The organism is Streptomyces sp. NPDC002513 (assembly GCF_053595355.1).
The window spans coordinates 45,280-71,354 of the sequence record NZ_JBSFXK010000031.1; the positions used below are offsets into that span (position 1 = coordinate 45,280).

17 protein-coding genes are annotated in these 26,075 nt (G+C 72.9%); 14 read left to right on the top strand and 3 right to left on the bottom strand.

The window, feature by feature from the left end:
• Nucleotides 1–140: 140 nt before the first annotated feature.
• Nucleotides 141–1,640 carry an SCO1417 family MocR-like transcription factor gene (locus tag ACWD5Q_RS20890; RefSeq protein WP_451428511.1) on the top strand — a complete coding sequence of 500 codons (1,500 nt, stop codon included), beginning with the start codon at nt 141–143 and terminating at the stop codon, nt 1,638–1,640.
• Between the two features lie 22 nt (nt 1,641–1,662).
• Here the strand turns inward: ACWD5Q_RS20890 and ACWD5Q_RS20895 are convergent, their stop codons facing one another.
• The gene (locus ACWD5Q_RS20895; protein ID WP_451428512.1) at nt 1,663–3,216 is read right to left on the bottom strand and encodes an ATP-binding protein; all 1,554 of its coding nucleotides are present in this window, start codon (nt 3,214–3,216) and stop codon (nt 1,663–1,665) included.
• A gap of 38 nt (nt 3,217–3,254) precedes the next feature.
• Nucleotides 3,255–3,449: a hypothetical protein gene (locus tag ACWD5Q_RS20900; protein WP_451428513.1), complete on the bottom strand. Its 195-nt coding sequence runs from the start codon at nt 3,447–3,449 to the stop codon at nt 3,255–3,257.
• Nucleotides 3,450–3,783: 334 nt separating this feature from the next.
• Between ACWD5Q_RS20900 and ACWD5Q_RS20905 the strand changes: the two genes are divergently transcribed.
• The 8 genes from ACWD5Q_RS20905 (at nt 3,784) to ACWD5Q_RS20940 (ending at nt 16,866) form a co-directional block, all read left to right on the top strand.
• Nucleotides 3,784–4,176 carry an ankyrin repeat domain-containing protein gene (locus ACWD5Q_RS20905; RefSeq protein WP_451428514.1) on the top strand — a complete coding sequence of 131 codons (393 nt, stop codon included), beginning with the start codon at nt 3,784–3,786 and terminating at the stop codon, nt 4,174–4,176.
• 301 nt (nt 4,177–4,477) lie between these two features.
• On the top strand, nt 4,478–5,896 hold the full coding sequence (locus ACWD5Q_RS20910) for a HEAT repeat domain-containing protein (RefSeq protein WP_451428515.1): 1,419 nt from the start codon (nt 4,478–4,480) through the stop codon (nt 5,894–5,896).
• Nucleotides 5,897–6,056: 160 nt separating this feature from the next.
• Nucleotides 6,057–7,223, top strand: a complete 1,167-nt coding sequence (locus ACWD5Q_RS20915; protein ID WP_451428516.1) for a glycosyltransferase family 4 protein — start codon at nt 6,057–6,059, stop codon at nt 7,221–7,223.
• Nucleotides 7,220–8,488 (top strand): glycosyltransferase, encoded by a 1,269-nt coding sequence (locus ACWD5Q_RS20920; RefSeq protein WP_451428517.1) that lies wholly within the window; start codon nt 7,220–7,222, stop codon nt 8,486–8,488. Before ACWD5Q_RS20915 ends, ACWD5Q_RS20920 begins: the two co-directional genes overlap by 4 nt.
• On the top strand, nt 8,485–9,342 hold the full coding sequence (locus ACWD5Q_RS20925; protein WP_451428518.1) for an SGNH/GDSL hydrolase family protein: 858 nt from the start codon (nt 8,485–8,487) through the stop codon (nt 9,340–9,342). The genes ACWD5Q_RS20920 and ACWD5Q_RS20925 overlap by 4 nt, the downstream gene beginning before the upstream one ends.
• Before the next feature lie 229 nt (nt 9,343–9,571).
• The gene (locus ACWD5Q_RS20930; RefSeq protein ID WP_451428519.1) at nt 9,572–11,101 is read left to right on the top strand and encodes a hypothetical protein; all 1,530 of its coding nucleotides are present in this window, start codon (nt 9,572–9,574) and stop codon (nt 11,099–11,101) included.
• 37 nt (nt 11,102–11,138) lie between these two features.
• Nucleotides 11,139–12,017: a hypothetical protein gene (locus ACWD5Q_RS20935; protein WP_451428520.1), complete on the top strand. Its 879-nt coding sequence runs from the start codon at nt 11,139–11,141 to the stop codon at nt 12,015–12,017.
• 211 nt (nt 12,018–12,228) lie between these two features.
• Entirely contained in the window at nt 12,229–16,866 is a 4,638-nt protein-coding gene (locus ACWD5Q_RS20940; protein ID WP_451428521.1) for a hypothetical protein, read from the top strand.
• 73 nt (nt 16,867–16,939) lie between these two features.
• Here the strand turns inward: ACWD5Q_RS20940 and ACWD5Q_RS20945 are convergent, their stop codons facing one another.
• Nucleotides 16,940–17,536, bottom strand: coding sequence for a hypothetical protein (locus ACWD5Q_RS20945; RefSeq protein ID WP_451428522.1), 597 nt, complete (start codon nt 17,534–17,536; stop codon nt 16,940–16,942).
• A 422-nt stretch (nt 17,537–17,958) separates the two neighbouring features.
• Here ACWD5Q_RS20945 and ACWD5Q_RS20950 point away from each other — a divergent pair, with 422 nt between their 5' ends.
• The 5 genes from ACWD5Q_RS20950 (at nt 17,959) to ACWD5Q_RS20970 (ending at nt 26,061) form a co-directional block, all read left to right on the top strand.
• Nucleotides 17,959–20,751, top strand: coding sequence for a nitrate- and nitrite sensing domain-containing protein (locus tag ACWD5Q_RS20950; protein WP_451428523.1), 2,793 nt, complete (start codon nt 17,959–17,961; stop codon nt 20,749–20,751).
• A complete protein-coding gene (locus tag ACWD5Q_RS20955; protein ID WP_451428524.1) occupies nt 20,748–21,188 on the top strand; it encodes a roadblock/LC7 domain-containing protein in 441 nt (146 codons plus the stop codon). The genes ACWD5Q_RS20950 and ACWD5Q_RS20955 overlap by 4 nt, the downstream gene beginning before the upstream one ends.
• Before the next feature lie 9 nt (nt 21,189–21,197).
• Nucleotides 21,198–21,593, top strand: coding sequence for a DUF742 domain-containing protein (locus ACWD5Q_RS20960; RefSeq protein ID WP_451428525.1), 396 nt, complete (start codon nt 21,198–21,200; stop codon nt 21,591–21,593).
• A gap of 264 nt (nt 21,594–21,857) precedes the next feature.
• A complete protein-coding gene (locus ACWD5Q_RS20965; RefSeq protein ID WP_451428526.1) occupies nt 21,858–25,475 on the top strand; it encodes a hydantoinase B/oxoprolinase family protein in 3,618 nt (1,205 codons plus the stop codon).
• A complete protein-coding gene (locus ACWD5Q_RS20970) occupies nt 25,456–26,061 on the top strand; it encodes a GTP-binding protein (RefSeq protein WP_451428527.1) in 606 nt (201 codons plus the stop codon). Before ACWD5Q_RS20965 ends, ACWD5Q_RS20970 begins: the two co-directional genes overlap by 20 nt.
• The last annotated feature ends 14 nt before the right edge of the window (nt 26,062–26,075 follow it).

Sequence of the window (26,075 nt, forward strand, 5' to 3'; positions counted from 1 at the left end):
CGCGTGTCAAGGGACGGATCGAGAGACGGGTCGGCGGACAAAAGGTACCCCCCTGTGGTGGTGTTGGCCTGGTGCATGTCACTCTGTGGCTTGGAAAGAGAAGCCATCCATGGCCAATTCAGGGAAGGTGGACTGGGAACATGGCACAGTGGACCTCGGCGGTGGGTGCGGCACAGCTCGCCCGGCTGCTCACCTCCCAGCAGGACCGTCCCGTGGGCCCCGGCACCCGCCGCCCGCCCGCCTACCGCGCGCTCGCCGACGGCGTCCGGCTGCTCGTCCTGGAGGGCCGGGTGCCCGTCGCGGCCCGGCTGCCCGCCGAGCGGGAACTGGCGCTCGCCCTGTCCGTCAGCCGGACCACGGTCGCCGCCGCCTACGAGGCGCTGCGCACCGAAGGCTTCCTGGAGTCCCGCCGGGGAGCGGGCAGCTGGACCGCCGTACCGGCCGGGAACCCGCTGCCGGCCCGCGGCCTCGAGCCCCTCCCGCCGGAGGCTCTGGGCTCCATGATCGACCTGGGCTGCGCCGCGCTGCCCGCGCCCGAACCCTGGCTCACCCGCGCCGTGCGGGGCGCCCTGGAGGAACTGCCGCCCTACGCGCACACCCACGGCGACTACCCGGCGGGGCTGCCCGCACTGCGCGCCATGCTCGCCGAGCGCTACACGGCACGCGGCATCCCCACCATGCCCGAGCAGATCATGGTGACCACGGGAGCCATGGGTGCGATGGACGCGATCTGCCACCTCTTCGCCGGGCGCGGCGAACGCATCGCCGTCGAGTCGCCGTCGTACGCCAACATCCTCCAGCTGATGCGGGAGGCAGGCGCCCGGCTGGTGCCGGTGGCCATGGCCGAGGGGCTCGGCGGCTGGGACCTGGACCGCTGGCGCCAGGTGCTGCGGGAGGCCGCGCCACGGCTGGCCTACGTCGTCGCGGACTTCCACAATCCGACGGGCGCGCTGGCCGACGAGGACCAGCGCCGCCGTCTGGTGGAGGCGGCCCGGTCGGCCGGGACGGTCCTGGTCGTCGACGAGACCATGAGCGAGCTGTACCTGGAGGACGGCCTGGAGATGCCGCGCCCGGTGAGCGGCTTCGACCCGGCCGGCTCCACCGTCATCACCGTGGGATCGGCGAGCAAGGCGTTCTGGGCGGGGATGCGCATCGGCTGGGTGCGGGCCGCCCCCGAGGTGATCCGCAGCCTGGTCGCCGCCCGCGCCTACGCGGACCTCGGCACGCCGGTGCTGGAGCAACTGGCCGTGAACTGGCTCCTCAGTGCCGACGGCTGGGAGCAGGCGGTGAGCCTGCGGCGCGCGCAGGCCCGGGAGAACCGGGACGCCCTCGTCGCCGCGGTGCGCAGGGAGCTGCCGTCCTGGGAGTTCTCGGTGCCGCGAGGCGGTCTGACCTTGTGGGTGCGCACCGGCGGCCTGTCGGGCTCCCGGCTCGCGGAGGCCGGGGAGCGGGTCGGCGTCCGGGTGCCCTCCGGGCCCCGCTTCGGAGTGGACGGCGCCTTCGAGGGGTATGTCCGGCTTCCGTTCACGGTGGGCGGCGCGGTGGCCGAGGAGGCGGCGGTCCGTCTGGCCGCCGCCGCGCGCCTGGTGGAGACCGGGGTCCCCGGGCCCGCGGAGCCGCCGCGCACCTTCGTCGCCTGACGCGGGGCTCGGCCGGTCAGGTTCAGCCCTCCGTGGCCAGTGCCTCGACCGCCACCGGCGCGACCGTCGCACTGTGCCGCGGCAGCAGTCCCAGCACCGCCTGCCGGTGGCTCTCGCTGGTCGCGTCGTCGTACGGGTCCGGGGTGGCCGGTACCTGCAGACGGTGGACCGGACCCGAGCCCAGGCGGGCGTAGCCCCGGCCCGGCGGGACGTCACGGACGGGCGTGGTGTGCGGGGGCACACCGAGCACCGTCTCCAGCTCGTCCGGGGTCGCGGGGCCGAGCACCACGCGCGCGCGGGTGTACTGCCGCACCGCGTCGGACAGTCCGTCCAGCGCGTCGAACTGCTCGGCCGCCACGACCGTGACGTTCGCCGCGCGCCCGTGCCGCAGGGGCACCTGGAGCAGGCTCTGGGGATCCGCGCGGCCGTCGGCGGCGGCGAGGTGACCGAGAGCACCGGGCCGGTCCAGCAGGATCCACAGCGGGCGCCTGAGGTCGTCCGGCGAGGGGTGCCCGGCCTGCCGGGCGCGGTTCGCCGCGATCAGCCGCCGCTCCGTCTCATGGGTCGCCCACTCCAGGCTCGACACCGCGCCGACGAGGCCCGACTCCACGGACAGCACGCCGTCCCGGCCCGTCAGGCACGCGTACTCACCGCTGTCCCCGCCCTCGACGATCAGGACGTCGCCGTGCTGCAGTGCCTGGAGGGCGATGGACCGCACCAGCGTCGTCGTCCCGCTGCCGGGCGCGCCGGCGATCAGCAGGTGTGGTTCGGTGGAGCGCGGACCCGTGCGCCACACCACCGGGGGTACGTCGCGCTGCTCGTCGCCGTGGGTGAGCGGGAGGGTGCGCTGGACGCCGGTCTGGTCGGTGAAGCCGAGGACCGTCTCGCCCGGGGCGGTCACGAAGCGCTGCGCGGCGATGTCGGTGGGCAGGGGCGGCAGCACGGTCACCGTCAGCTCGTTGGCCTCCTCGTCCCAGGCGAAGTGGTACTCGCGGCCCCGGCCGGACTTGGCGTGCAGCAGATGCTCGATCCGGGCCCGTGACGCGGCCTCGCCGTCGGTGAAGTAGGCGGGGTAGCGCAGGCGCAGCCGTGAGACCCGGCCGGTGTCGTCGAAGTCGTACGAGGAGAAGGCCCGAGTCCAGTCCCCGCCGTGCGCGTAGAGCGGATCGGGGTCCTGGGCGGCCGAGAAGTAGGGCACCAGCGCCTCGTACAGGGTCCGCAGGCGCTGGGTCTGCGCGTCGTCCGGCCCCGAGGTCCGCGGCGGTCTGCGGTCGCGGCCCTTCCAGGCCGCGGCCGCCATGAGCGAGAGGCCGGCGAGCAGCGGTCCGTACGGCACGAGGGCCACCACCAGGATCACCGAGGTGAACAGGAAGAGGAGCGGTCCCCGCCGGTCCTTCGGTGTGGCCGCCCACCTGCGCCGCCCGGCACCCGCCAGCCGGCGCAGGCCGCGGGTGAGGAGGAACAGCGGCTTGAGGACGTCGCCCGCGCCGCCGGCCGCCGTCCGGGCCAGCTGCCGGCTGCGGGCGATCGGGGTGCTGCCGTTGCGCAGGATGCGGGGGAGCGGGCGCCGGGCCACGTCGTTCTCCTGGGGGTGCGTGCGGGGCGGGGGCGGGGTCAGAAATTGATCCCGCCGAGCAGGCTCGCGAGGCTCTGGCCCCCGGCCTTGATCCCCGGGGCGATGCCGGTACTGGCGAGGTAGAAGCCGAAGAGGGAGCAGATTGTGGCGTGTGAGCCCTTGAGGCCGTCCTTCCGGGAAAAGAGGAAGACGCAGGTGCCGAGCAGCAGCACACCGGAGACGTTGAGGACCATGTGCTCTCCTGGATCGCGGGGACTGTCACCATGAGTACTTCCAAGCTCACAGGATGTATCCATACGATAAAAGGTGCAAACGGGTGAAATCGTCGGAATTTCCCCCGGTCGGCGGAGCCGCCCCGCACCGACGGAGCCGGTCCGGGCGCCTCGCCGGACGCTGTGGTGATCTTCGCCAGGTGCGGTGCCGGTCATGTGCCGAGGAAGCCAGTACGCTGGCGATTCACCCGTACGGCGGCCCCGCTCGCCGTCGTGCGCGCTGTGTACGACGGCCCCGCTCGCTGTCGTACGCTCCCGCAGTCCCCAGCAGTCGTAGTGAGAGGCGGTCCGGCCGATGAGTGATGCCCCCGACCCCGAGGTCGTGGAGCTGGCGACCAAGATCTTCGATCTGGCGCGCCGAGGCGAGACCGAGGCGCTCGCGGCGTACGTCGACGCGGGCGTTCCGGCCAACCTCACCAACGACCGCGGCGACTCCTTGGTGATGCTCGCCGCCTACCACGGCCACGCCGACGCCGTCCGGGCCCTGCTGGCGCGGGGCGCGGAGGCGGACCGCGTCAACGACCGAGGCCAGACCCCGCTCGCCGGGGCGGTCTTCAAGGGTGAGACGGAGGTCATCCGGGCGCTCCTGGACGGCGGCGCCGACCCGGCCGCGGGGACGCCCTCGGCCGTCGACACCGCCCGCATGTTCGGCAAGAACGATCTGCTCGAACTGTTCGGCGCACACTGATCCGAGTGCACTGACCAGCGAAGACAACGAAAACGGGGGAGGCGGTACGGGGCCGCCCGAAATAAGGTCGCGGCAGCGTGAGACACCGAGTCATCATGACGTCGTGATTCACGGACGCGATGGCTGGGCAGGTGTTGCCGCACCGCGCGGGCCGTGATGCGGTCCGCACGGGCCACCGACGAGAGGCAGAGGAAGATGGTCTACAGCAAGCAAGAGACGGCGGGCGCTCCGACGTGTTGTCACGTGGCCAGGTAGTGCGTGTTCCCCGGTTGCGTCGACGCTTGATGTGAGGCTGTTTCCCATGTTCGAACCGGTCATAGCGCCCAGCGGAACGCTGCTCGGCCTCCTGCAGAGGGGCCGCGGCGACGGCACGCTGCACGCGCTCACCGCACCGCGAGCCGAGGCGCTCGCGGCTCTCAACCACTGTGTGCTGCACGATCCCCGCCACGACTGGCAGGTGGAGAACCGCTCCCTGTACTACGCCCGGCTCTACCTCGATCTGAACGGCGAGCTGGACGGGATCGAGGCCCATCTCCTCGGCGCCGAGGACGTCCTCGACAACGAGGAGTGCCGCACCGGGCTCGCCCTCGCGGTCCTCGGGCACCTCGCCTCGTACGGCAGGCGCGACGCACTCGAACTGCTGCGCAGGTACGCGTCCTCGGGCACCAACTGGGCCTGGGCGCTGGACGAGCTGGCGCTGCGCGACGACGACGCGGGGCTGCGTGCCCTCGCCGCTCCCGTGCTGGCCCGCTTCCCGGCCGACGCCGAGGGCGAGGCCGAACTCGCCGCCGCCGTCCGCGACGCCTTCGAGCCCCGGCCCTGGCGGCTGTGGGCCGACGACCCCCGCGCCGGTGTCGCCACGCGTGTGCGTGCCGCGCAGGAGGCCGGCTGTTTCGACCGGTGGCAGCGGCAACTGCGGCCCCAGGGCCCCCGGCCGGGCTGGAGCGTCCAGGCGGTCTTCGACTGGGCCCAGCAGGGCATCGAGCGCGGCGCCGCCCTCCACGTGCCCGCCGCCCGCTGTCTCACCGCGGTCGCGGGCCCCGAGGACCGGCCCGAGATCGTCCGGGCCGCCCGCTCCGGGAGCGACGGCGCACGCTGTACCGCCCTGCGCTACCTCGCCGCCGGTCACGACCCCGACGCACTCGACCTGATCGAGGACGCCGTGGCCACCGGGTCCGCGCTCGTCGTGGACGCGGCCGTGGACGCCTTCGAACGCATGCGCAGTGTGGCCGCCGTCGACCGGGCGCGCGGCTGGGCCTGCCGGCCCGACGCCCTGGGGGCCGCCGCCGGCCGCGTGCTCGCCTGCCGGGGCGGCGGGCAGGACCGCGACCTGGTCCTCGCGGCGCTGCGGGAGGCGGTGCGGGGCGAGGGCCCCGACGCACCGACCCTGTGGACCCTCGTCGACGGCGCCGGACGGCTCGGCATCGCCTGCGCCGCACCGGTGCTGCGCCACATCTACCGAGAGACCGCCTCGTCCCACCTCCGGGGCCGCGCCGCCCGCGCGCTGGCCGCCACCGACCCCTCCTTCCCCGCCGGATTCGCCGTCGAGTGCCTGTGGGACTGCGAGGAGTCCACGCGCGAGATCGCCGCACGGCACGCCGAGACCGGGGACATCCGCGTCGTCGAGCAGTTGCGCAGGCTCGCCGCGGATCCGGCCGAGGAGGACGAGGTCCAGACGGCCGTACGCAGCAGGATCGGGCCCGACATGCCCACCGCGTGAGGGTGCGTGCCCACGGTGTGAACGTTCGGTGACCCGGGGGTCAGGAGCGGGTGGACAGAGTCTGCCCTGCTTGGCTGCGCAGCCCAACGCTCATAGGACGTTCCCCGGCCGGAAAGATCGACGTTGACGTGGCCACGTCCGGCGCGGCGAGAACACGGGTATGCGTGTCGTCATCGTGACCGAATCCTTTCCCCCCGATGTGAACGGCGTGGCCCACTGCGCGCTCCAGACCGTCCGGCACCTCGTCGATCGCGGTCACGCTCCCCTCGTCGTCGCTCCCACCGCCTCCCTGAAGTCCTCGACTTCCTTCGAGGAGGGAGGCGCTCCCGCCGGGAGCGGGGCCGACGCTCTCGCGCCGTGCCCCGTCGTCCGTGTCCCCTCCCTTCCGCTCCCCGGCTATCCCCAGGTGCGCGTGGCACTCCCCAGCCGACGTGTCGCCGCGGCGATCACCGCGCACGGCGCCGACATCGTGCACCTGGCCAGCCCCTTCGTTCTCGGCGTCCGAGGCATGGCGGCCGCCGCCCGGCTCGGCATCCCCGCCGTGGCCATCTACCAGACCGACCTGGCCGGATACGCCCGCACCTACATGGGTGCCGGTGAGGCCGCGGCCTGGCGGCGCATCCGCACCGTGCACGCCGCCGCCGACCGCACCCTCGCGCCCTCCAGCGCGGCCCGGAACGATCTGGAGGCGCACGGCGTACCCCGGGTGCAGCTCTGGCCGCGCGGCGTCGACACCATCCGTTTCCGGCCGGATCTGCGCGATGAGACGATCCGGCGGGAACTCGCCCCGGGCGGCGAGCTGATCGTCGGCTACGTCGGCCGGCTCGCCCCCGAGAAGCACGTCGAACTGCTCTCCGGGGTCTGCGGCCTCAAGGGGGTCCGCGTGGTTGTGGTGGGCGACGGACCCAGCGAGACGACCCTCCAGGGCGCCCTGCCCGGCGCCGTGTTCCTGGGCCGGCGCACGGGCGACGAACTCGCCCGGATCTTCGCCTCCCTGGACGTGTTCGCGCACACCGGCCCGTTCGAGACGTTCTGCCAGACCGTGCAGGAGGCCATGGCGAGCGGTGTGCCGGTCGTCGCGCCCGCCGCGGGGGGACCGCTCGACCTGGTGGCCCACGGGCGCACCGGGCTGCTCGTCCCACCCGGCGACGCCGCCGCCATGCGGGACGCCGTGGCCGCCCTGGCGGCCGATCCGGCGCTGCGGACCGGTTACGGCGCCGCCGGGCGCGCCACCGTCGAGGGCCGCACCTGGGCAGCCGTCGGTGACCAGCTCATCGGGCACTACGAGGACGTCCTCGCCGCCCGCGCAACGGTGGTGGCGGCATGAGCTTCGCCACCGAGCGCTTCGGCGACGGTCTGCGGATCGTGCGGCTCGCCAACTTCGTCGCGCCCTCCTCCGGCGGACTGCGCACCGCCCTGCGCGAACTGGGCAAGGGCTTCAAGGAGGCCGGACACGAGCCGGTGCTCATCGTGCCGGGCGAAGACCACACCGACCGCATGACCGAGCAGGGCCGGGTCATCACCCTGCCCGGGCCGCTGCTGCCCGGCACCGGCGGCTACCGGGTCCTCACCGACAAGCGGCGCGTCGCCGCCCTGCTGGAGGACCTGGTCCCCGACCGCCTGGAGGTCTCCGACCGCACGACGCTGCGCTGGACCGGGAAGTGGGCGCGGCGGGCCCGGATCCCCGCCGTGATGGTCTCCCACGAGACCGCCGACGGAGTCCTGCGCACCTGGGGCCTGTCCGAGAACCTCTCCCGGCGCGCCGCCGACGCCCTGAACACCCGTACGGCCCACACGTACGCGCGCGTGGTGTGCACCACCGAGTTCGCCGAACGGGAGTTCGTGCGGATCGGCGCCCGCAACGTCGTACGGGCCCCCCTGGGCGTCGACCTGGAGCAACGCCACCCCGCGCTGCGGGAGGCAGGGCTGCGCGACCGCTACGCGCGCCGGGACGAGACGCTCCTCGTCATGTGCTCCCGCCTCTCCGTGGAGAAGCGGCCCGGTACCGCCCTGGACGCGCTGGAGGCGCTGCTGCGGCGCGGGCGGCGCGTGGTGCTGGTGGTCGCCGGGGACGGGCCGCTGCGCGCGCGGCTGGAACAGCGGGCGCGGGAGCGGCGGTTGCCGGTGACCTTCCTGGGCCACGTTCGCGACCGGGACCTGCTCGGGTCGCTCCAGGCCACGGCGGACGTCTGCCTGGCCCCGGGGCCCGCCGAGACCTTCGGACTGGCCGCCCTGGAGGCGATGGCCTGCGGCACGCCCGTGGTGGCCAGCTCCTTCTCCGCGCTGCCCGAGGTGATCGGCTCCGCCGGGGCCACCGCCGTGAACAGCGGGGACGCCTTCGCGGACGCGGTCGACCTGCTCATGGAGCGGCCTGAGTGCGAGCGCCGGGAGACGGCACGCGCGCGTGCCGAGTGCTTCGGGTGGAAGACCGCGGTGGACGCGTTCCTCGCCGCGCACGACGCGCAGCCGGAGGACGCACCGGCGCACGGGACGCCGTCGCCGGACGCGCCGTCGCACGACGCGCGGTCGCGTGTCACTCCCTCGTCGGCCGAGCCCCGGGTGCGGGACGCCGCTCGGGAGGGCGTGGCATGAGACCCCTGCGGTTCGTGGCACTCGGTGACTCGCTGACGGAGGGCGTGGGTGACCGCGTAGGGGACACCTGGCGGGGGTGGGCTCCCCTGCTCGCCGAGGGGCTCGCCCCGGCGGACGGGGCCGCGGAGTTCACCAACCTGGCCGTCAGCGGCGCCCAGACGCGGGACGTCCTGGAACTGCAGACCCCGCAGGGGCTCGCCCTGCGCCCGGACGTCGTCTCCGTCGTCATCGGCGTCAACGACACCCTGCGCTACACCTTCGACATCCACGCCGTCGCTGCCCGGCTCGACCAGGTGTACGCGGCCTTCCGGGCCCAGCGCGCCGTGCTGCTCACGGCCTGTCTGCCCGACCCGGGGTCGATGCTGCGGCTGCCCGGGGCCCTGGCGCGTCCGCTCGCCAGGCGGCAGCGGGCCGTGAACACGGTCGTGCACGCGCTGTCCGAGCGGTACGGGGCCGTTCATCTGCACGCGGCGGAAGGGGACTGGATCAGCGACCGCGCGATGTGGAGCGCGGACCGGCTGCACCCGGGGGAGCGCGGGCACCGGCAGCTCGCCCGGCAGTTCCACGCCCTGCTCGCCGAGGCGGGCGTCGCGACCGGCCCCGCGCCCTCGCCCGAACCCGAGTTCCCCGCGCCCTCCCGCTCGGCCAACCTCTGGTGGCTCGCCACCGCCGGGACGGGCTGGGTGGCCCGGCGGTGCACGGATCTGCTGCCCCAACTGCTCAGCCTGGCCGCGGCCGAGGTGCGCCACAAGGCCAGGGGGACCAGCGCCCGGCTGGACCTGAGCGCCTCGCACGCGGTGACGTCCGCGCTGGCCGCGCTGTCGGTGGCCGACCAGCAGCCGGACGCCGCCTGACCGGGCTGCCCAACGGCGTGGCCCACGAGCGCGAACCGCAGGGGGTGTCCGGAGCCGCCTGGGCGGCCGCAGCGAGGCCGGCGGGTGGCGGACGGGGGCCGGGCCGACGGCTGAGCGGAGTGCGGCGGTGCCGCCAGACCATCCGCGGGCCGGAGCGCCCCGCCTGTCCCCGCGGTGCGGGCCCGCGCCGTTTGGGCTGTTGTCAGACCGAGGACCTAATCTGTGCACCGTGACTTCGCCTGCATCGACGGACCGTGTTCCGCACCAGCTCAGTGCGGGGCCGCGGCCTGCTCCGGGCCCGGCCGCCGACGAAGGGCTGGCGCGGCGGCTGCGCGCGCTCGCCTGCACCGCGCCGCTGCACGACCTGGACGCGCGCAAGGCCAACCTCGCGGGTGAGTACTCGGTCTACGGGATGGCGGAGATCGCCCTCGCCGCCATCGACCTGGTCACTCTGAACATGGACTTCGACACGGGCGCCGACCACGACCAGATAGTCACCCGGCTCATCCCGCGCATCGCCGCCCAGGCCCCGGAGCGCCCGGCCGCCGAGCACGAGCGCGTGGCCCGCTGGGTGCTGGAGAACCTGATCAACGTCGGCAGCGTCGACCGGGGCTTCCGCGCCGTCTACGGGATATTCGACCCGGATGGCACTTATGTCCGCCGTGACTACGACTTCAAGCTGATCGAAGAGGTGCCCGGATACGGGGGCAGCGTCTACCTCCGGACGACGGACGAGGCGGTCAACGTCCTCGTCGGCGCCCTCGACACGGATGTCACCAGCGCCCAGATCGCCGCCGAGGTCAAGCTCGAGGTGCTGATCAGCCGCGGGCGCCTCGCCGACGCCCAGCTCGCCGCCGAGCAGGCGCGCTACCGCACCGTGCAGTACTCGGAGTCGCTGCGCAGGGCCCTGGAGGCCACCCGGCGCAACGTCCGCGCGGTGGACTGGCTCAACGCGGTGCCGGACATGATCGCCGAGGCCCTCGACCACGTCACCGACCGCTACCGCCACGAGAACGCGATCCTCACCAACATCCGCAAGGCCCGCGACGAGTCCGAGGACTCCGAGCAGAAGCGACGCGCCGCCGAACTCGTCGACATCGTCAAGGACTGCATCCGCAGACACACCCAGTTGCAGTCCCGGCTCCTGGAGGCGGGCCCGCTGTTCCGCGCCGAACAGGACCGGCAGGCGTTCGCCACACCGACGGCGACGTCCGGCACGGACCTCTACGGACACCTGCTCGCCCCGGTGCTGCCGCTTCCCCTGGAGCAGGCGGTCCGCGTCACCGACGCCTTCTTCGCCCATGGCACGGGGCTGCGCACGCCCGGTTCCATGCGGGTCGGGGACCTCGTCGACCTGCTGCTGACGCCCCCGGTGGAGCGTGCGCACCTCGGGGCGGAGATGCCCGAGCCGGACCTGGTCGCGACCCCGGACGACAGCCGGTTCAGCGAGGAACAGCTCGCCGCCGCGACGGAGTTGCTCGATCTGCCGGCCGACGCGCCCCGGCGGCTGTCCGGGCTGCTCGCCAAGGCGCGTCGGACGGGAGATCCCGACCTGCCGTATCTGGTGGCCCTGCTGGCCGTGCACGCGGCCAGCCCGCCCGTGGGCACGGCCTACCGGCAGGGCGAGGAGAAGCTGCTCTTCGCCGTCGACGACGGAACGGAGCTGGACGACCCCGAGTTCGGCGGCGCGGATCTGATCGTGGGGACGGCCCTGCTGGACGCGGCCGGAATGGCGGCGGGCCGGACGGAGGCGGCATGAACGGCAACCAGTACCAGCGCGACAAGGAGTCCCGACCGTGACCGAGCACGTCGAGTGGAGCGATCCGGAGACCGCCGCCGCGCCGGCGAGCGCCGCCGTCACCCCCGCCGACGCCGCCGACGCGGCGCGGCTCGTCGCCTTCGGGCTCCAGCCCAAGCTGCAGCCCGCACGTGACCAGGAGTACACGGACCTGCTGCGCCGCTATCGCGAGGACCCGCCGTTCGGACGCCTCGCCGACGCCGTCGCCACGGGACTCGGCCTGGTCGTCCTGGAGGTGTCCCCGCGCGCGGGCATGGCCGTGACCGCCGCCGAGGACTCCGTGTTCGCCGTCCGCATGGGCGACTACGCGCGTCGTACGTCGGCCGACTCCGTCGACCGCTTCCTGCACGGACTCGCCCATCTCGCCGTAGCCGCCCTCGCCTTCCCGCGCCCCGAGGACCTGGCGGACGACGGCTACATCGGCCGGGTCACGGTCAACGGCGTCGACGCTTTCGTGCGCCAGGCCTGCCGCCGCATCGAGGAACGGGCCGAGGAACAGGGCGAGAACACCGATCCGGCGACGGACACCCCCGGCCTGGAGGCGGCCTGGCGCATCTGGACCAGACGCAGCGCGACCGGGGCCACCAAGGACGCGCGCAGACTGGCGGGTTCGACCACCGGCATCGTCGCCAAGGCCGTCGCGTTCCTCACGGACTCCGGCTTCCTGCAGCGTACGGGCGACGACAGCGGCGGCACCTACCGCACGACGGCCCGCTACCAGCTCCAGGTGCGCGACATGGCGGGCAGTGCGGCCATGGCCGAGCTCCTCGGACTGGGTGTCGTCCCGGTGACCGACGGCACGGCCACCCTGCTGCCCGCCGAGGACTCCGACGACCTGGAGCTGGTGGCCGACGCCGGACTGCCGTTCCACTCCTGAGGCTCCCGGAGCAGGCTCACTGCGCCCCAGGCCCTGGAGGCCCCCGAGGCGTGACGAGTCTCGCCGACCCCGACGCGCAACGGGCCTGTGCGGCCCCCGGAGCCCCGGGCCTTCGAAGCCCGCGGAGCATCACAGGCCTTCGAACCTCCTGAACATCCCGAACCTCCTCACGTTTCCGAACACTCAGCACGACAGACGACGAGAGCCCCCCATGTACGAGCTGTCCCGGGTCCGCCTCTACTCCATCGGGCCGGCCGGTGCGCGTTATGCCGACACCGTGCTGGACCTGCGGGGAGTGGGCGATCTGGTGCCCGACCCCGCCCCCACCCAGGCGGAGTTCTTCGAGGACGAGCCCACCGGGCCGCCGCGCCGCCCCGCGCCCGCCGGCGTGCTCTTCCTGGAGAACGGCGGCGGCAAGTCCGTCCTGCTGAAGCTGATCTTCTCGGTGATGCTGCCCGGCCACCGCAACACCCTCGGCGGCGCCAGCTCGGGCGTGCTGCGCAAGTTCCTGCTCGCCGACGACTGCGGACATGTGGCGCTGGAGTGGCAACACACGCTGACCGGCGAGTGCGTCGTGGTCGGCAAGGTGAGCGAGTGGCGCGGCCGCCAGGTCTCCAACGACCCCCGGAAGTTCGCGGAGGCCTGGTACTCCTTCCGGCCGGGGCCCGGCCTCAGCCTCGACAACCTGCCGGTCGCCGAGTCCACCGCCGTACGGCCGCCCGTCGAGGGTGCGTCCGGCGCGCAGGGGCGGCGCCGCACGATGAAGGGCTTCCGCGATGCCCTCACGGAGGCCGGCAAGGCGTACCCGCACCTCGAAGTGCACTGGGAGGAGATCCACGACCGCTGGAACGAGCATCTGACCGACCTCGGTCTCGATCCCGAACTCTTCCGCTACCAGCGGGAGATGAACGCCGACGAGGGTGAGGCAGCCGGTCTCTTCGCGGTCAAGAAGGACTCCGACTTCACCGACCTGCTGCTGCGCGCCGTCACCGACACCCGGGACACCGACGGACTCGCCGACCTGGTCGGTGGGTTCGGCAACAAGCTGGGACGACGCTCGGAGCTGATCGCCGAACGGGACTTCACCGCCGGCTCGGTGGACCTGCTCGGGCGCATCGTCGACGCCGCCGAGGCGCGCTCGCGGGCCAGGGACATCCACGCGGGCGCCGAGCGGCGGACGCGCACACTGGCGCGGCGGCTGTCCGCGCGTGGGGTGCGGGAGCGGGTCCGGGCCGCCGATCTGGCCCAGCGGGTGACCGCCGCGGCCTATGCCGTCACCCACGCCGAGGGCGCCCGGGAGCGCAGCGCGCTGGTCGCGGCCGAACTGGCCTACCGCCACGCGTCGTTGGCGCTCGCCGGCGCCGAGAAGGCCGCCGCCGCGCAGAAGCGCGAACTGGCCGACGCCCGCCAGCTGTACTCCGCCTGGCAGGCCGCCGAGGCCGTGCTGCGGCACCGCGCCGCCGCCGACCGCTCCGCGCGCGTGGCCGCCGCGATCCGCGAGGCCGAGCGGGACGCCGCACCGGCGCTCGCCGCCCGCGCCAAGGCCGCCGTCGATCTCGTACGGGCGCTGCACGCGGCCGCCGAGAGCGCGGAGTCCCTCGCCAACGAGGGGGAGGAGCGGTCCGCCGCCCTCCAGGAGGCCGGCGAGTCCGCCTACCGGGACTCCACCGCCGCCGCCACGGAGGCACAGCGTGCCCGCAGCGAGGCGGGACATCTGCGCCAGCGGCTCGAGGAGGTGGAGCAGGAGACCGCTCAGGCTGTTCGGGCGGGCTGGCTGGACGACAGCGCTCCCGACGCCGACCCGGCGCGGGCCGCGCTGGCCGCGAGCGACGCGGAGAAGGCGGCCGTCGCGGACTGGGACACCACTCGCGAGGCCTCCCGCCGCGCGTCCGAGCAGGCACGCGAGGCGGCCTCCGCCGAGTCCCGTGCGGAGCTGACGGCGGCCCGCTCCGCGGACGCGGCCACCGCAGCCGAGCGGGCGTACCAGGCCGAGCGCCGGACCGCCGAGGCACTCGCCGCGGAGGAGCGGCTGACGGAACTGCTGAGCCTGTCGGGCACGGGCGCCCCGAAACGGGTCCCCGGCCCCCGGCGCGCCATGGACACGGACCCGGCCGACGCCCAGGCCACAGGCGAGGGCCCCCTCACCCCCGAGGAACTGGACGGCTTCGCCGACGAACTGCGCGCCCTGGTCGAGGACTCGGTCGCCTCCGCCGAACGGCAGCTCTTCGAGCTGCGCACCGCGGCGGCCGACGACGCGCGCATCCTGGGCGCGCTCGGTGACGGCGGGCTGCTGCCGCCGGGCCCCGATGTGCTGGCGACCGTAGAGTTCCTCGGTGAACACGGCATTCCCGCGCTGCCCGGCTGGCGTTATCTCGCCCAGGCCGTCGACCCGGCCGACCACGCGCGCGTACTGGCCGTCCGTCCCGAACTCGTCGACGGCGTGATCATCACCGATCCGGATGCGCACGCCCGGGCCCGCGAGGCGCTGACCGGCGCCGCGCTGCTGCCGCGCTCCACCGTCGCCGTCGGCACCGCCGCCGCGCTGCTCGCCCCGACCCCGGCCCTGGACGAGAGCGACAGCGGCGTCGGCGGTGTCTTCCTGGTCCCGCCCAACCCGGCCATGCACGACGAGCACGCCGCCGACGAGGAACGGCAGGCGCTGCGCGCCCGGGCCACCGCGCGCGACGAGGAGATCCGGGCACTCGCGGCCCGGCTCGGCAAGGATCGCGAGCTGGCGGCCCGGCTGGCCTCCTGGCGCACCGGATGCCCCGCCGGACGGCTCACCGAACTCGCCTCGGCCGCCCGGGACGCCCGCGCGTCCGCCGAGGAGGCGGAGGCCGAGCTGGCCGAGGCGCGCACCGCCCGCGCCGAGGCCGACGAGGCCGCGGCCGAGGCCGCCCTGATGCGCGACGAGCGACAGGAGGCCGCCCAGCGGGCCCGCCGCGCCGCCGACGCCCTCGCCGGGCTCGCCTTCCGGCTGCGCGAGCGCGCCGGGTGGCAGGTCAAGCTGCGTGAACTCGCCGACGAGGCAGTCGAGTCGGAGGCCCGCGCCCAGTTCTGTCTGGAGCGCGCCCGTGCCGCCGACGAGGACCGCCGCGGCGCGCAGCGCGCCGCCGACGACGCCCGTCGTACGGCGCGTGCGCTGCGCGCCGAGCGTGCGGAGATCGCGGGCGCACCCGACGACGTACCGGAGGACGACGCGAACGCGCCCAGGGCGTCCCTGCCCGCCCTCCGCGAGGCCTACCGGGCCGCCTCCCAGGTGTACGAGAAGGTCGGCGTAGGCGCCGATCTGCGGGCAGAGCAGGCGCGGGCCGAGAGCGACGAGTCCGCCGCGCTCGCCGAACTGGACCGGCTCAGCAACAAGGTGCGCACGCGCGCCGAGCAGCTCCTTCAGTCCCCCGACGGCTCCGACGGTCCGTCCCGGCAGGCCGCCGCCGCGCGTGCCGAGGAGCTGGTACAGCTGCTGGAGACCCGTACGTCCACGGCGAGCGAGCAGCTCGGGCGACTGCGCGGCGAGGCCGAGCGGCACGCGCCCGAGAACGGCGAGACCCACACCGAGCTGCCCGAGGACCTCTTGCCCCGGGACACCGAGCACGCGCAGTCCCTGCTGCGCACGGCGACGGCCGAACTCGCCTCCCGTGTCGAGGCGCTCGGCCAGGCCCGCGAGGCCCACGCTGAACTCCTGGACTCCCACCGGGCCGCCGAGGACGCGGCGAGCGGCTTCGACGAGATCGCGGCGATGCTGCGCGACCTGCTGCGCGAGTACGCGTCCGAGGAGGATCAGGAGGAGCCGGAGCCCTATCCCGGCACGCTTGAGGAGGCCCGCCGGGCCGCCGCGGAGACCCGCAGGTCGCTCCGCGGCTGCGCCGCCGATCTGTCCGCCGCCGAGGGCGCCGTGCGCGAGGCCTGCGACGTACTGGTCCGGCACGCCAACTCCACCCGCTACGAGCAGGTCCGCACCCCCGCCCGGCAGCAGATCCGCGAACTGCCCGCGTCCGCGCTGCCGGAGCACACCCAGCGGTGGGCGGACGCCTTCGCGCCCCGGCTGCGCGTCCTGACCGACGAGCTGGCGCAGCTGGAGCGCAACCGGGACTCCATCGTGGACCGTCTGCGGGGTCTGGTGGAGTCGGCGCTGGCGACCCTGCGGTCCGCGCAGCGGCTGTCCCGGCTCCCCGAGGGCCTCGGGGAGTGGTCCGGACAGGAGTTCCTGCGGATCCGCTTCGAGGAACCCGACCAGGCGACGCTGATCGAACGCCTGGGCGAGGTCATCGACGAGGCGACCCGTGCGGCCGTCAAGAAGAACTCCGACCTGCGGCGCGACGGCATGTCGCTGCTGCTGAGGGGGGTCGGCGCGGCGCTCCAGCCCAAGGGCGTCGCGGTCGAGATCCTCAAGCCGGACGCCGTGCTGCGCGCCGAGCGGGTTCCGGTGGGCCAGATGGGAGACGTGTTCTCGGGCGGCCAGCTGCTCACCGCGGCCATCGCCCTGTACTGCACGATGGCCGCGCTGCGCTCCAACGACCGGGGCCGCGACAAGCACCGCCACGCGGGCACGCTGTTCCTGGACAACCCCATCGGGCGCGCCAACGCCACGTATCTGCTGGAGCTCCAGCGGGCCGTCTCGGACGCGCTCGGCGTCCAGCTCCTGTACACCACCGGGCTGTTCGACACCACCGCGCTCGCCGAGTTCCCGCTGGTCATCCGGTTGCGCAACGACGCCGACCTGCGGGCCGGTCTGAAGTACATCCGGGTGGAGGAGCACCTTCGACCGGGACTGCCGCAGCAGCCCCAGGCCGGAGAAGCGGTGCACAGCGAGATCACCGCGACCCGGATGTTCAAACGGCCCGCGTAGCATCACGCGTCCCCCTTGAAAGGCCCCGGGGGCGGCGGTGGGGCGACCACGTCCACCCTCCGCCCCCGTATGGCTACGGGTGCGACAGTTGGCCGGCGCCACCCTGCCCGGATATACGTCGCTCGGCCCGCTCCCCGGCTCGCGCCCGCCGACGCTCCGCGCGACGCTCGCGGCGCAGCTCCCGGGCCGTGCTGCTGGGGGCTGACACCACTCCATGGCGCTGGTGCCAGACCTGGCGTGTCACCCAGACGTCGAGCGCGCCCCAGGTCGCCGCCACCGTGCTGGCGATGCTCGAGAGGACCATCGGGAACGCCAGCCAGGAGCCGGCCATCGTGCACAGGAATGCGATGACCGCCTGGATCAGCGTCACCGCGATGATGAGTACCGCCCGCACTGCCGCCGTACGCACCGGATCCGGGAGCCGCCGCCTGCGCGCGGGCTCCTCCACCCACAACGGCCGGTAGCCCGCCCTCTCGTACAGCTCCTCGTCCCTCGCCGCGCCCCGCCGGGCCGCCGGGACGTCCCCTGTGCGCTCCGCGCCGCGCTCCCGTGCCGCTCCCAGAGAGGCACGCACCAGGGCGGTGCGATCCTGCCTCCGCGCATCCCCTTGCACCGTCTCGGGCGTCGCACCACCCGACCTGGGCGTCCCACGCCGCTCCGCTGTGTCCATCAACTTGTCACTCCCCACCGCCTGCAGCCCCCTCGTCCCGGTGTCATCCCACTCCGGTTCCTCAGTGGGTGCCCGGCTTGCTTCGTTTTACGCCGCCTGAGTGCGGCTTGTGGCGCCTGTGACCGAATCCGCCCCTGATTCCCGTACAGAAGGACGATCGACGTTCTGCGAAGATTCCCAGCGAACGAAAATTTCCGGCCAACCGCCCGGGACGCCCGGTCCGTTGTCCGCCTGCGCCGCATGCCGGTTCCGGGGAGCAAATTCCCCGTAATGGCGTGACAACTCCCCATGTCCTGTTCGCTGTCCATGGGATGGTGCGCCTGATCGACCCTTCGAGATACCAGTGTGACGGTAGTAGGCTCACGCCGTTTGTTGACGCACACGTGTACCCCCGGCCGGAGGGGGTCGAGCTGGGGGAGGCCATGCGCTTTCGCGGGAAGTCCATCCGCCGGAAGATCGTGGCGCTCCTTCTCGTGCCGCTCCTGTCCCTGACCGCCATCTGGGCGTTTGCGACCGTGCTCACCGGCCGTGCGGCCCGGTCGGTGTTCCACGCCTCGTACGTCGTCGAAAAGGTCGGCTACCCCACCGAGGACACGGTCCGCCTCCTTCAGGAGGAACGCCGCCAGACCCTCGTCTACCTCGCGGACCCGCGCACCTCCGACTCCCTCGCCGCGCTCCGCCGCAGTCGCGCCGCCACCGACGAGGTGGTGGCGAAGCTCCGTCGCAACAGCAGGGACGAGGACCTGCACGAGGAAATGGGGTCGGGTACCGCCGAGCGGCTCACCTCGATCCTGGACGCGCTGGACGGCATGGACTCGCTGCGTCGCGGCGTCGAGGACGGCACCGTCAAGCGCACCCAGGCCCTCGACCTCTACAACCGCCTGGTCGACCCCTGTTTCACGCTCCTGGCCAACCTTCAGCTCCTCGACAACGTGGACATGGACAAACAGGGCCGCGCACTCGCCGGCGTCTTGCGCGCCCGCGAACTGCTCTCCCGCGAGGACGCCCTCCTCGGCTCCGCGCTCGTCGCCGGACGCATCACCCGCGACGATGTCCACCAGGTCTCCGCCCTCGTCGCCCAGCGCACCGTGATGTACGACGTCAGCCTCTCCCTGCTGCCGGGCTCGGAGAGTGAACGCTTCCGGCGCTACTGGAAGAACGCCGACACCGCCCCCCTGCGCATGGCAGAGCAGTCCGTCGTCGACGCCACCCCCGGCACCCCGCACGGCGTGACCGCGAAGAGCTGGGACGAGGCCGCAGGGCCGGTTCTCGACCGGCTCGACGCGATGGGCACCCAGGCCGGCGACCGCTACCAGGACCGCGTCCGCCCCCTGGCCGTCGAGGTCATCGTCAAGGCCGTCGTCGCGGGCGTTCTGGGCCTCGTTGCCCTGCTGGTCTCCCTGATCATGTCCGTACGCATCGGCCGTGGCCTCATCCGCGATCTGCGCCGGCTGCGCCTGGACGCCCACGAGGCGTCCGGGGTGCGGCTGCCCAGCGTGATGCGCCGTCTCTCGGCGGGCGAGCGGGTCGACGCGGAGACCGAGGTACCGCGCCTGGAGTACGACCCGGACGAGATCGGCGAGGTCGGTCAGGCTCTCAACACCCTCCAGCGCGCCGCCGTCGAGGCCGCCGTCAAACAGGCCGAGCTGCGCGCCGGGGTCTCCGAGGTGTTCGTCAACCTCGCCCGCCGCAGCCAGGTCCTGCTGCACAAACAACTCACCCTCCTCGATGCCATGGAACGCAGGACCGAGGGCACCGAGGAACTCGCCGACCTTTTCCGACTCGATCACCTCACCACCCGTATGCGCCGCCACGCCGAGGGCCTGGTCATCCTCTCCGGCGCCGCCCCCTCCCGGCAGTGGCGCAAACGCGTGCAGCTCATGGACGTGGTGCGCGCCGCCGTCGCCGAGGTCGAGGACTACGAGCGTATCGAGGTACGACGCCTGCCGCGCGTCGCCGTCACCGGCTCCGCGGTCGCCGACCTCACCCACCTGGTCGCCGAACTCCTCGAGAACGCCACGGTGTTCTCGCCGCCGCACACCGCCGTGCAGGTCATCGGCGAGCGCGTGGCCAACGGCTTCACCCTCGAGATCCACGACCGCGGCCTCGGCATGGGGGCCGAGGCGCTCCTGGAGGCCAACCTCAGACTCGCCGAGACTCCCGAGTTCGAGCTGTCCGACACCGACCGGCTCGGCCTCTTCGTGGTCAGCAGACTCGCCCGACGGCAGAACGTCCGCGTCTCCCTCCAGCCCTCTCCCTACGGCGGGACCACGGCCGTCGTCCTCATCCCCGACATGCTGCTCACCGACGACGTCCCGGACACCGACGGAATCGGCTTCCGTCTCGACCGACCGCTGCCCGACACCAAGGGAGCCGGGACCGACGACCACAGGCCGGGACTCTCCCACAGGCCCGTCAAGCTCCCGGGCGGCGCGGCGTCGATCCTGGACGGTCCGGTGGAGCTGGAGGCACCCGTCGATCTGGACGCGATCGACGATTTCCCCGGGGCTCTTGGCGAAGAGGACAGCGAACGCGGGGGTCTCTTCCGTCCCCGGCGGTCGCTCGCCGATGACCCGGGCGTTCAGCGCCCATCGGCACGCGACGCCGAGCGCGATCCGGCCGGACCCGCCGATACCGACCACCCGGGCGCCCCGGTTCTGCTGCCGCGTCACCGTGCCCCCAAGCTTGTCAGCTCGCACGGCCGCCCGGTGACAGGACCGGGGTCACCGCGCGGACGGGCCGAGACGGAAGTGGAGCCGCTGGAACGGCGGGTGACGGATCTCCAGGGGGCCAGGCGGCCATCCGGTCGCCCGACGGAACCCACGGGAGGCCTCCCACGTCCACACGGTGACCGGCCCGAAGCCCCTGCTCTGCCGCAGCGGCGTCGCACCCGCCCGTCGGCCGGCCCGGAAAGGCCCGTCCCGCAGCGGGACACGCAGGACGGACCGGCAGTATCGGGCGCGGGTGCGCTGCCCCGCCGGGTTCGGCAGGCCAGTCTGGCACCGCAGTTGAAGGAAGGCCCCGATCGGCTCGCTGATCGAGAGCGGTCCCGCACCGCGAACCGGGCAGGTCCGGCCGAGCGCGACGCCGACGAGGTCCGCAGCCGGTTCGCCTCGCTCCAGCGGGGCTGGCAGCGCGGCCGCGAGGAGAACGCCGCGGACGACGAGGCCCGCGACGGCTCAGCACGAGGAACGACAAAGGGAGACGGCCGATGACCGCACCGAAGGCCGCAGGGTCCACCGCGACGAACAAGGCGTCGGGAGAGCTGAACTGGCTCCTCGACGAACTGGTGGAACGCGTAGCCAGCATCCGCAAGGCGCTCGTGCTCTCCAGCGACGGCCTGCCGACAGGGGTCTCCAAGGAGCTGAGCCGGGAGGACAGCGAGCACCTCGCCGCGGTCGCCTCCGGATTCCACAGCCTCGCCAAAGGGGTCGGCCGGCACTTCGACGCCGGTGGCGTCCGGCAGACCATCGTGGAACTCGACGAGGCGTTCCTGTTTGTCACGGCCGCCGGTGACGGCAGCTGCCTCGCTGTCCTGTCGGACGCGGACTCCGACGTCGGGCAGGTGGCCTACGAGATGACCCTCCTGGTCAAGCGCGTCGGCGCACATCTCGCCTCGACTCCGCGCACCGATCTGCCCTCGGGCGGGTAGTGAGACGGTATGAGCGGAGAGGGTCAGGGAAGCAGCCACTGGTTCGACGACGAGGCCGGGCCCGTGGTCCGTCCGTACGCCATGACGCGCGGCCGCACCAGCCATGGTGTCCAGCACCGCCTGGACCTGATCGCGGTGGTCGTCACGGAACCGCACGTGGACGACCTCGAGGCGGACCCGTCGCTGTCCCCGGAGCACATGGACATCGTCGAACTCTGCCGTGACACTCCCCAGTCGGTCGCCGAACTCGCCGCCGGACTTGATCTGCCCGTCGGCGTGGTCCGCGTTCTCGTAGGGGACCTCGTGGACGAGGAACTGGTGCATGTCTCGCGTCCCGTGCCGCCCGCCGAACTGGTGGACGAGAGCATCCTGCGCGATGTGATCAACGGCCTGCGGGCCTTGTGAGCAGAGAGTGTCCGCGCCCTTCCGGAGAGCGCGCGGACACCCGGAACCGGGAGCCGGCCGGGCACGGGAGCACCCGGGAGAAGGGGTAGGCCGGGTGCGGGAGTACCCGGGAGCACAGACGGTCAGCGGTGCGGCTTCCCGCGCGTGGACCGGCGACGGCAGGGACCGCCGGTTATGATCTGATCGATCGTCGACCACCAGCTGCGGCGAGCCGATCATCCGCCCGCGGACACGGTTCCGAGCAGCGCGATCGGAGAGACGGACGTGACCACGGGCTGGCAGTTCTGGGTCGATCGCGGCGGCACCTTCACCGACATCGTCGCGCGCCGCCCGGACGGCCGCCTGCTCACCCACAAGCTGTTGTCGGACAACCCTCTCCACTACGCCGACGCGGCCGTCGCGGGTGTGCGTGAACTCCTCGACCACGACGGGCCGATCGACGGTGTCCGGATGGGCACCACCGTCGCAACGAACGCCCTCCTGGAACGCAAGGGTGAACGCACCCTCCTCGTCATCACCCGCGGCTTCCGCGACGCCCTGCGCATCGCCTACCAGAACCGTCCGAGCATCTTCGCCCGCGCGATCGAGCTCCCGGAGCCGCTCTACGAGCGGGTCGTCGAGGTCGACGAACGCATCACCGCCGATGGCACCGTCCTGCGCGCCCCCGATCTGGAGGCTCTCACCGGAGTGTTCCGGGAGGCATACGACGACGGAATCCGCGCCGTCGCTGTGGTGTGCATGCACAGCCATCTGCACCCGGCCCACGAGCGAGCCATCGGCGAGCTGGCCGCCCGGACGGGCTTTGAGCAGATCTCGCTCTCCAGCGAGGTCAGCCCCCTGATGAAACTGGTCCCGCGCGGCGACACTGCCGTCGTCGACGCCTACCTCTCGCCCGTCCTGCGTCGCTACGTCCGCCACGTCGCCGACGAACTCGAAGGCGTGCGGCTGATGTTCATGCAGTCCAACGGGGGACTGGCCGAGGCCGGACAGTTCCGCGGCAAGGACGCCATCCTCTCCGGGCCCGCGGGCGGCATCGTCGGCATGGCGCGGATGTCGCAGCTCGCCGGCTTCGACCGCGTCATCGGGTTCGACATGGGTGGCACGTCCACCGACGTCTCGCACTTCGCCGGTGAGTACGAGCGGGTCTTCACCACCCAGATCGGGGGCGTCCGGCTGCGCGCGCCGATGCTCGACATCCACACGGTGGCGGCCGGCGGCGGCTCGGTCCTCCACTTCGACGGCTCCCGCTACCGCGTAGGGCCGGACTCGGCGGGCGCGACACCTGGGCCGGCCAGCTACCGGGGCGGCGGCCCGCTCACCGTCACGGACGCCAACGTCATGCTCGGCCGTATCCAGCCCGCCCACTTCCCCAGGGTGTTCGGCCCGGACGGAGACCAGCCACTGGACGACGCCCTGGTCCGCGACCGGTTCGTCGCCCTCGCACACGAGATCCGCGAGCGGACCGGTGACGACCGCACCCCTGAGCAGGTCGCCGAGGGCTACCTCCAGATCGCGGTCGCCAACGTCGCCAACGCCGTCAAGCGGATCTCGGTCCAGAAGGGTCACGACGTGACCCGCTACGCGCTCACCACCTTCGGCGGAGCCGGCGGCCAGCACGCGTGCAGGGTCGCGGACTCCCTGGGTATTCGCACCGTTCTCGTACCACCCATGGCCGGGGTCCTCTCCGCGCTCGGCATCGGGCTCGCCGACACCACGGCCATGCGCGAGCAGTCCGTCGAGACGCCTCTGGAACCCGCGTCGATGCCCCGTGTCCGCGAGACCGCCGACGACCTGGTGGCCGCCGCCCGCGCCGAACTCCTCGCCGAGGACGTGCCCGGGGACCGCATCAGGGTCGTCCGCCGTGCCCAGCTGCGCTACGACGGCACGGACACCACCCTCACCGTCGAGCTGACCGAGCCCGACACGATGAGGCGCGCTTTCGAAGATCGTCATCGCGCCACATACTCCTTCACCCTCGACCGCCCGATCGTCGTCGAAGCCCTCTCCGTGGAAGCCACCGGCATCACCCAACCCCCCGATCTGTCCGCCCTCGCCCCGTACGAGGGCCGCTCCGCCGCCCCCGAGACCGTCCGCCTCCACACGGGCGGCGCCTGGCGCGACGTACCTCTCCACCGCCGGGAGCTCCTGCCCCCCGGCGACACCGTCACCGGCCCCGCGATCATCACGGAGACCAGTGCCACGACCGTCGTCGACGACGGCTGGCGGGCCGCGGCGACCGACGACGGGCATCTGGTCATGGAACGCCTGGCGATTACGGAGAGTTCCGACCTCGACACAAAAGTCGATCCCGTCCTGCTCGAGGTGTTCAACAACCTCTTCATGTCCATCGCCGAACAGATGGGCGCCCGCCTGGAGTCCACGGCACAGTCCGTCAACATCAAGGAACGCCTGGACTTCTCCTGCGCCCTCTTCGACCCCGAGGGCAACCTGGTCGCCAACGCCCCCCACATCCCCGTCCACCTGGGCTCCATGGGCACCAGCGTCAAAGAGGTCATCCGACGGCGCGCCGGTGCCATGCGTCCCGGAGACACGTACGCCGTCAACGACCCATACCACGGCGGCACCCATCTGCCCGACGTCACCGTCATCACCCCGGTCTTCGACACGGAGGGTGAACGAATCCTGTTCCACGTCGCCTCCCGCGGCCACCACGCGGAGATCGGCGGCATCGCTCCCGGCTCCATGCCCGCGCGCAGCCGCACCATCGAGCAGGAGGGCGTCCTCTTCGACAACTGGCTGCTCGTCGTGGACGGCCGTTTCCGTGAGGAGGAGACCCTCCGGCTCCTGACCGAGGCGCCCCACCCGTCCCGCAACCCGAAGACCAACCTTGCCGACCTGCGCGCCCAGATCGCCGCCAACCACAAGGGCGTCGACGAAGTCGGCCGCATGATCGAGAACTTCGGCCTGGATGTCGTCCAGGCGTACATGAAGCACGTCCAGGACAATGCGGAGGAAGCGGTCCGCCGCGTCATCGACGCCCTGGACGACGGCGAGTACGCCTACGAGACGGATTCCGGTGCGGTCATCCGCGTCCGTGTGCGGGTGCACCGCGACAGTCGTTCCGCGACCGTCGACTTCACGGGTACGTCCCCACAGTTGACCACCAACTTCAACGCGCCCTTCTCGGTCGTCAACGCCGCGGTTCTGTATGTCTTCCGCACCCTGGTCGCCGACGACATCCCGCTGAACGACGGCTGTCTGCGCCCCCTCGACATCGTCGTACCGCCCCGCTCGATGCTCGCGCCCGAGCCCCCGGCCGCCGTCGTCGCCGGCAACGTCGAGACCTCCCAGTCCCTCACCGGTGCCCTGTACGCGGCGCTCGGTGTGCAGGCAGAGGGCTCCGGCACCATGAACAACGTCACCTTCGGCAACGACCGGTACCAGTACTACGAGACCGTGGCCTCCGGCTCCGGCGCGGGCGACGGTTTCCCCGGCGCACCCGTGGTGCAGACCCACATGACCAACTCGCGTCTGACCGATCCCGAGGTCCTCGAGTGGCGCCTGCCCGTCCTGCTCGACGAGTTCGCGGTACGGAACGGCAGCGGCGGTGCCGGCCGCTGGCGCGGCGGGGATGGAGCGGTCCGCCGGATCCGCTTCCAGGAACCCATGACCGTCTCCACGCTCTCCCAGCACCGCAGGGTCCCTCCCTACGGCATGGCGGGCGGCCGGCCGGGCGCGCTCGGTGCCAACCGTGTGGAGCGGGCGGACGGAACGGCGCTGCACCTCAAGGGCAGTGATTCGGCGGATGTGGGCCCCGGCGACGTACTGGTCGTCGAAACCCCCGGCGGCGGAGGCTACGGACCACCGCAGACCGCCCCCCATCAAGCAGGAGAAGAAAACGATGATCTTCGGGCGCAGTGAGCGCGGCAAGCCTCCCGTCGAGCCCGTCACGCTCAAGATCCTCGTGGCGGGCGGTTTCGGCGTGGGCAAGACCACCCTCGTCGGCGCGGTCAGCGAGATCAGGCCGCTGCGCACCGAGGAGGTGCTCACCGAGGCAGGCCGCCCCGTCGACGACACCAGCGGTGTGGAGGGCAAGCACACCACCACCGTCGCGATGGACTTCGGCCGCATCACCCTCCGCGAGGACCTGGCGCTCTACCTGTTCGGCACGCCGGGCCAGGACCGTTTCTGGTTCCTGTGGGACGAACTGGCCACCGGAGCCCTGGGCGCGGTCGTCCTCGCCGACACCCGGCGCCTGGAGGACTGCTTCGCCGCCGTCGACTACTTCGAGCGCCGATCCATACCCTTCATCGTCGGCGTCAACTGCTTCGAGGGCGCGGCCCGCTACCCCGCCGAAGTCGTCCGGCGGGCCCTCGACCTCGACGACGCCGTGCCGGTCATCCTCTGTGACGCACGCGAGCGCGAGTCGGTGAAGGAGGTCCTGGTCGAGGTCGTCCGGCACGCCATGGCGTCCACGGCCGGCCACCGCGTGAGCGTCACCACCTGATCCTCCGTACAGGC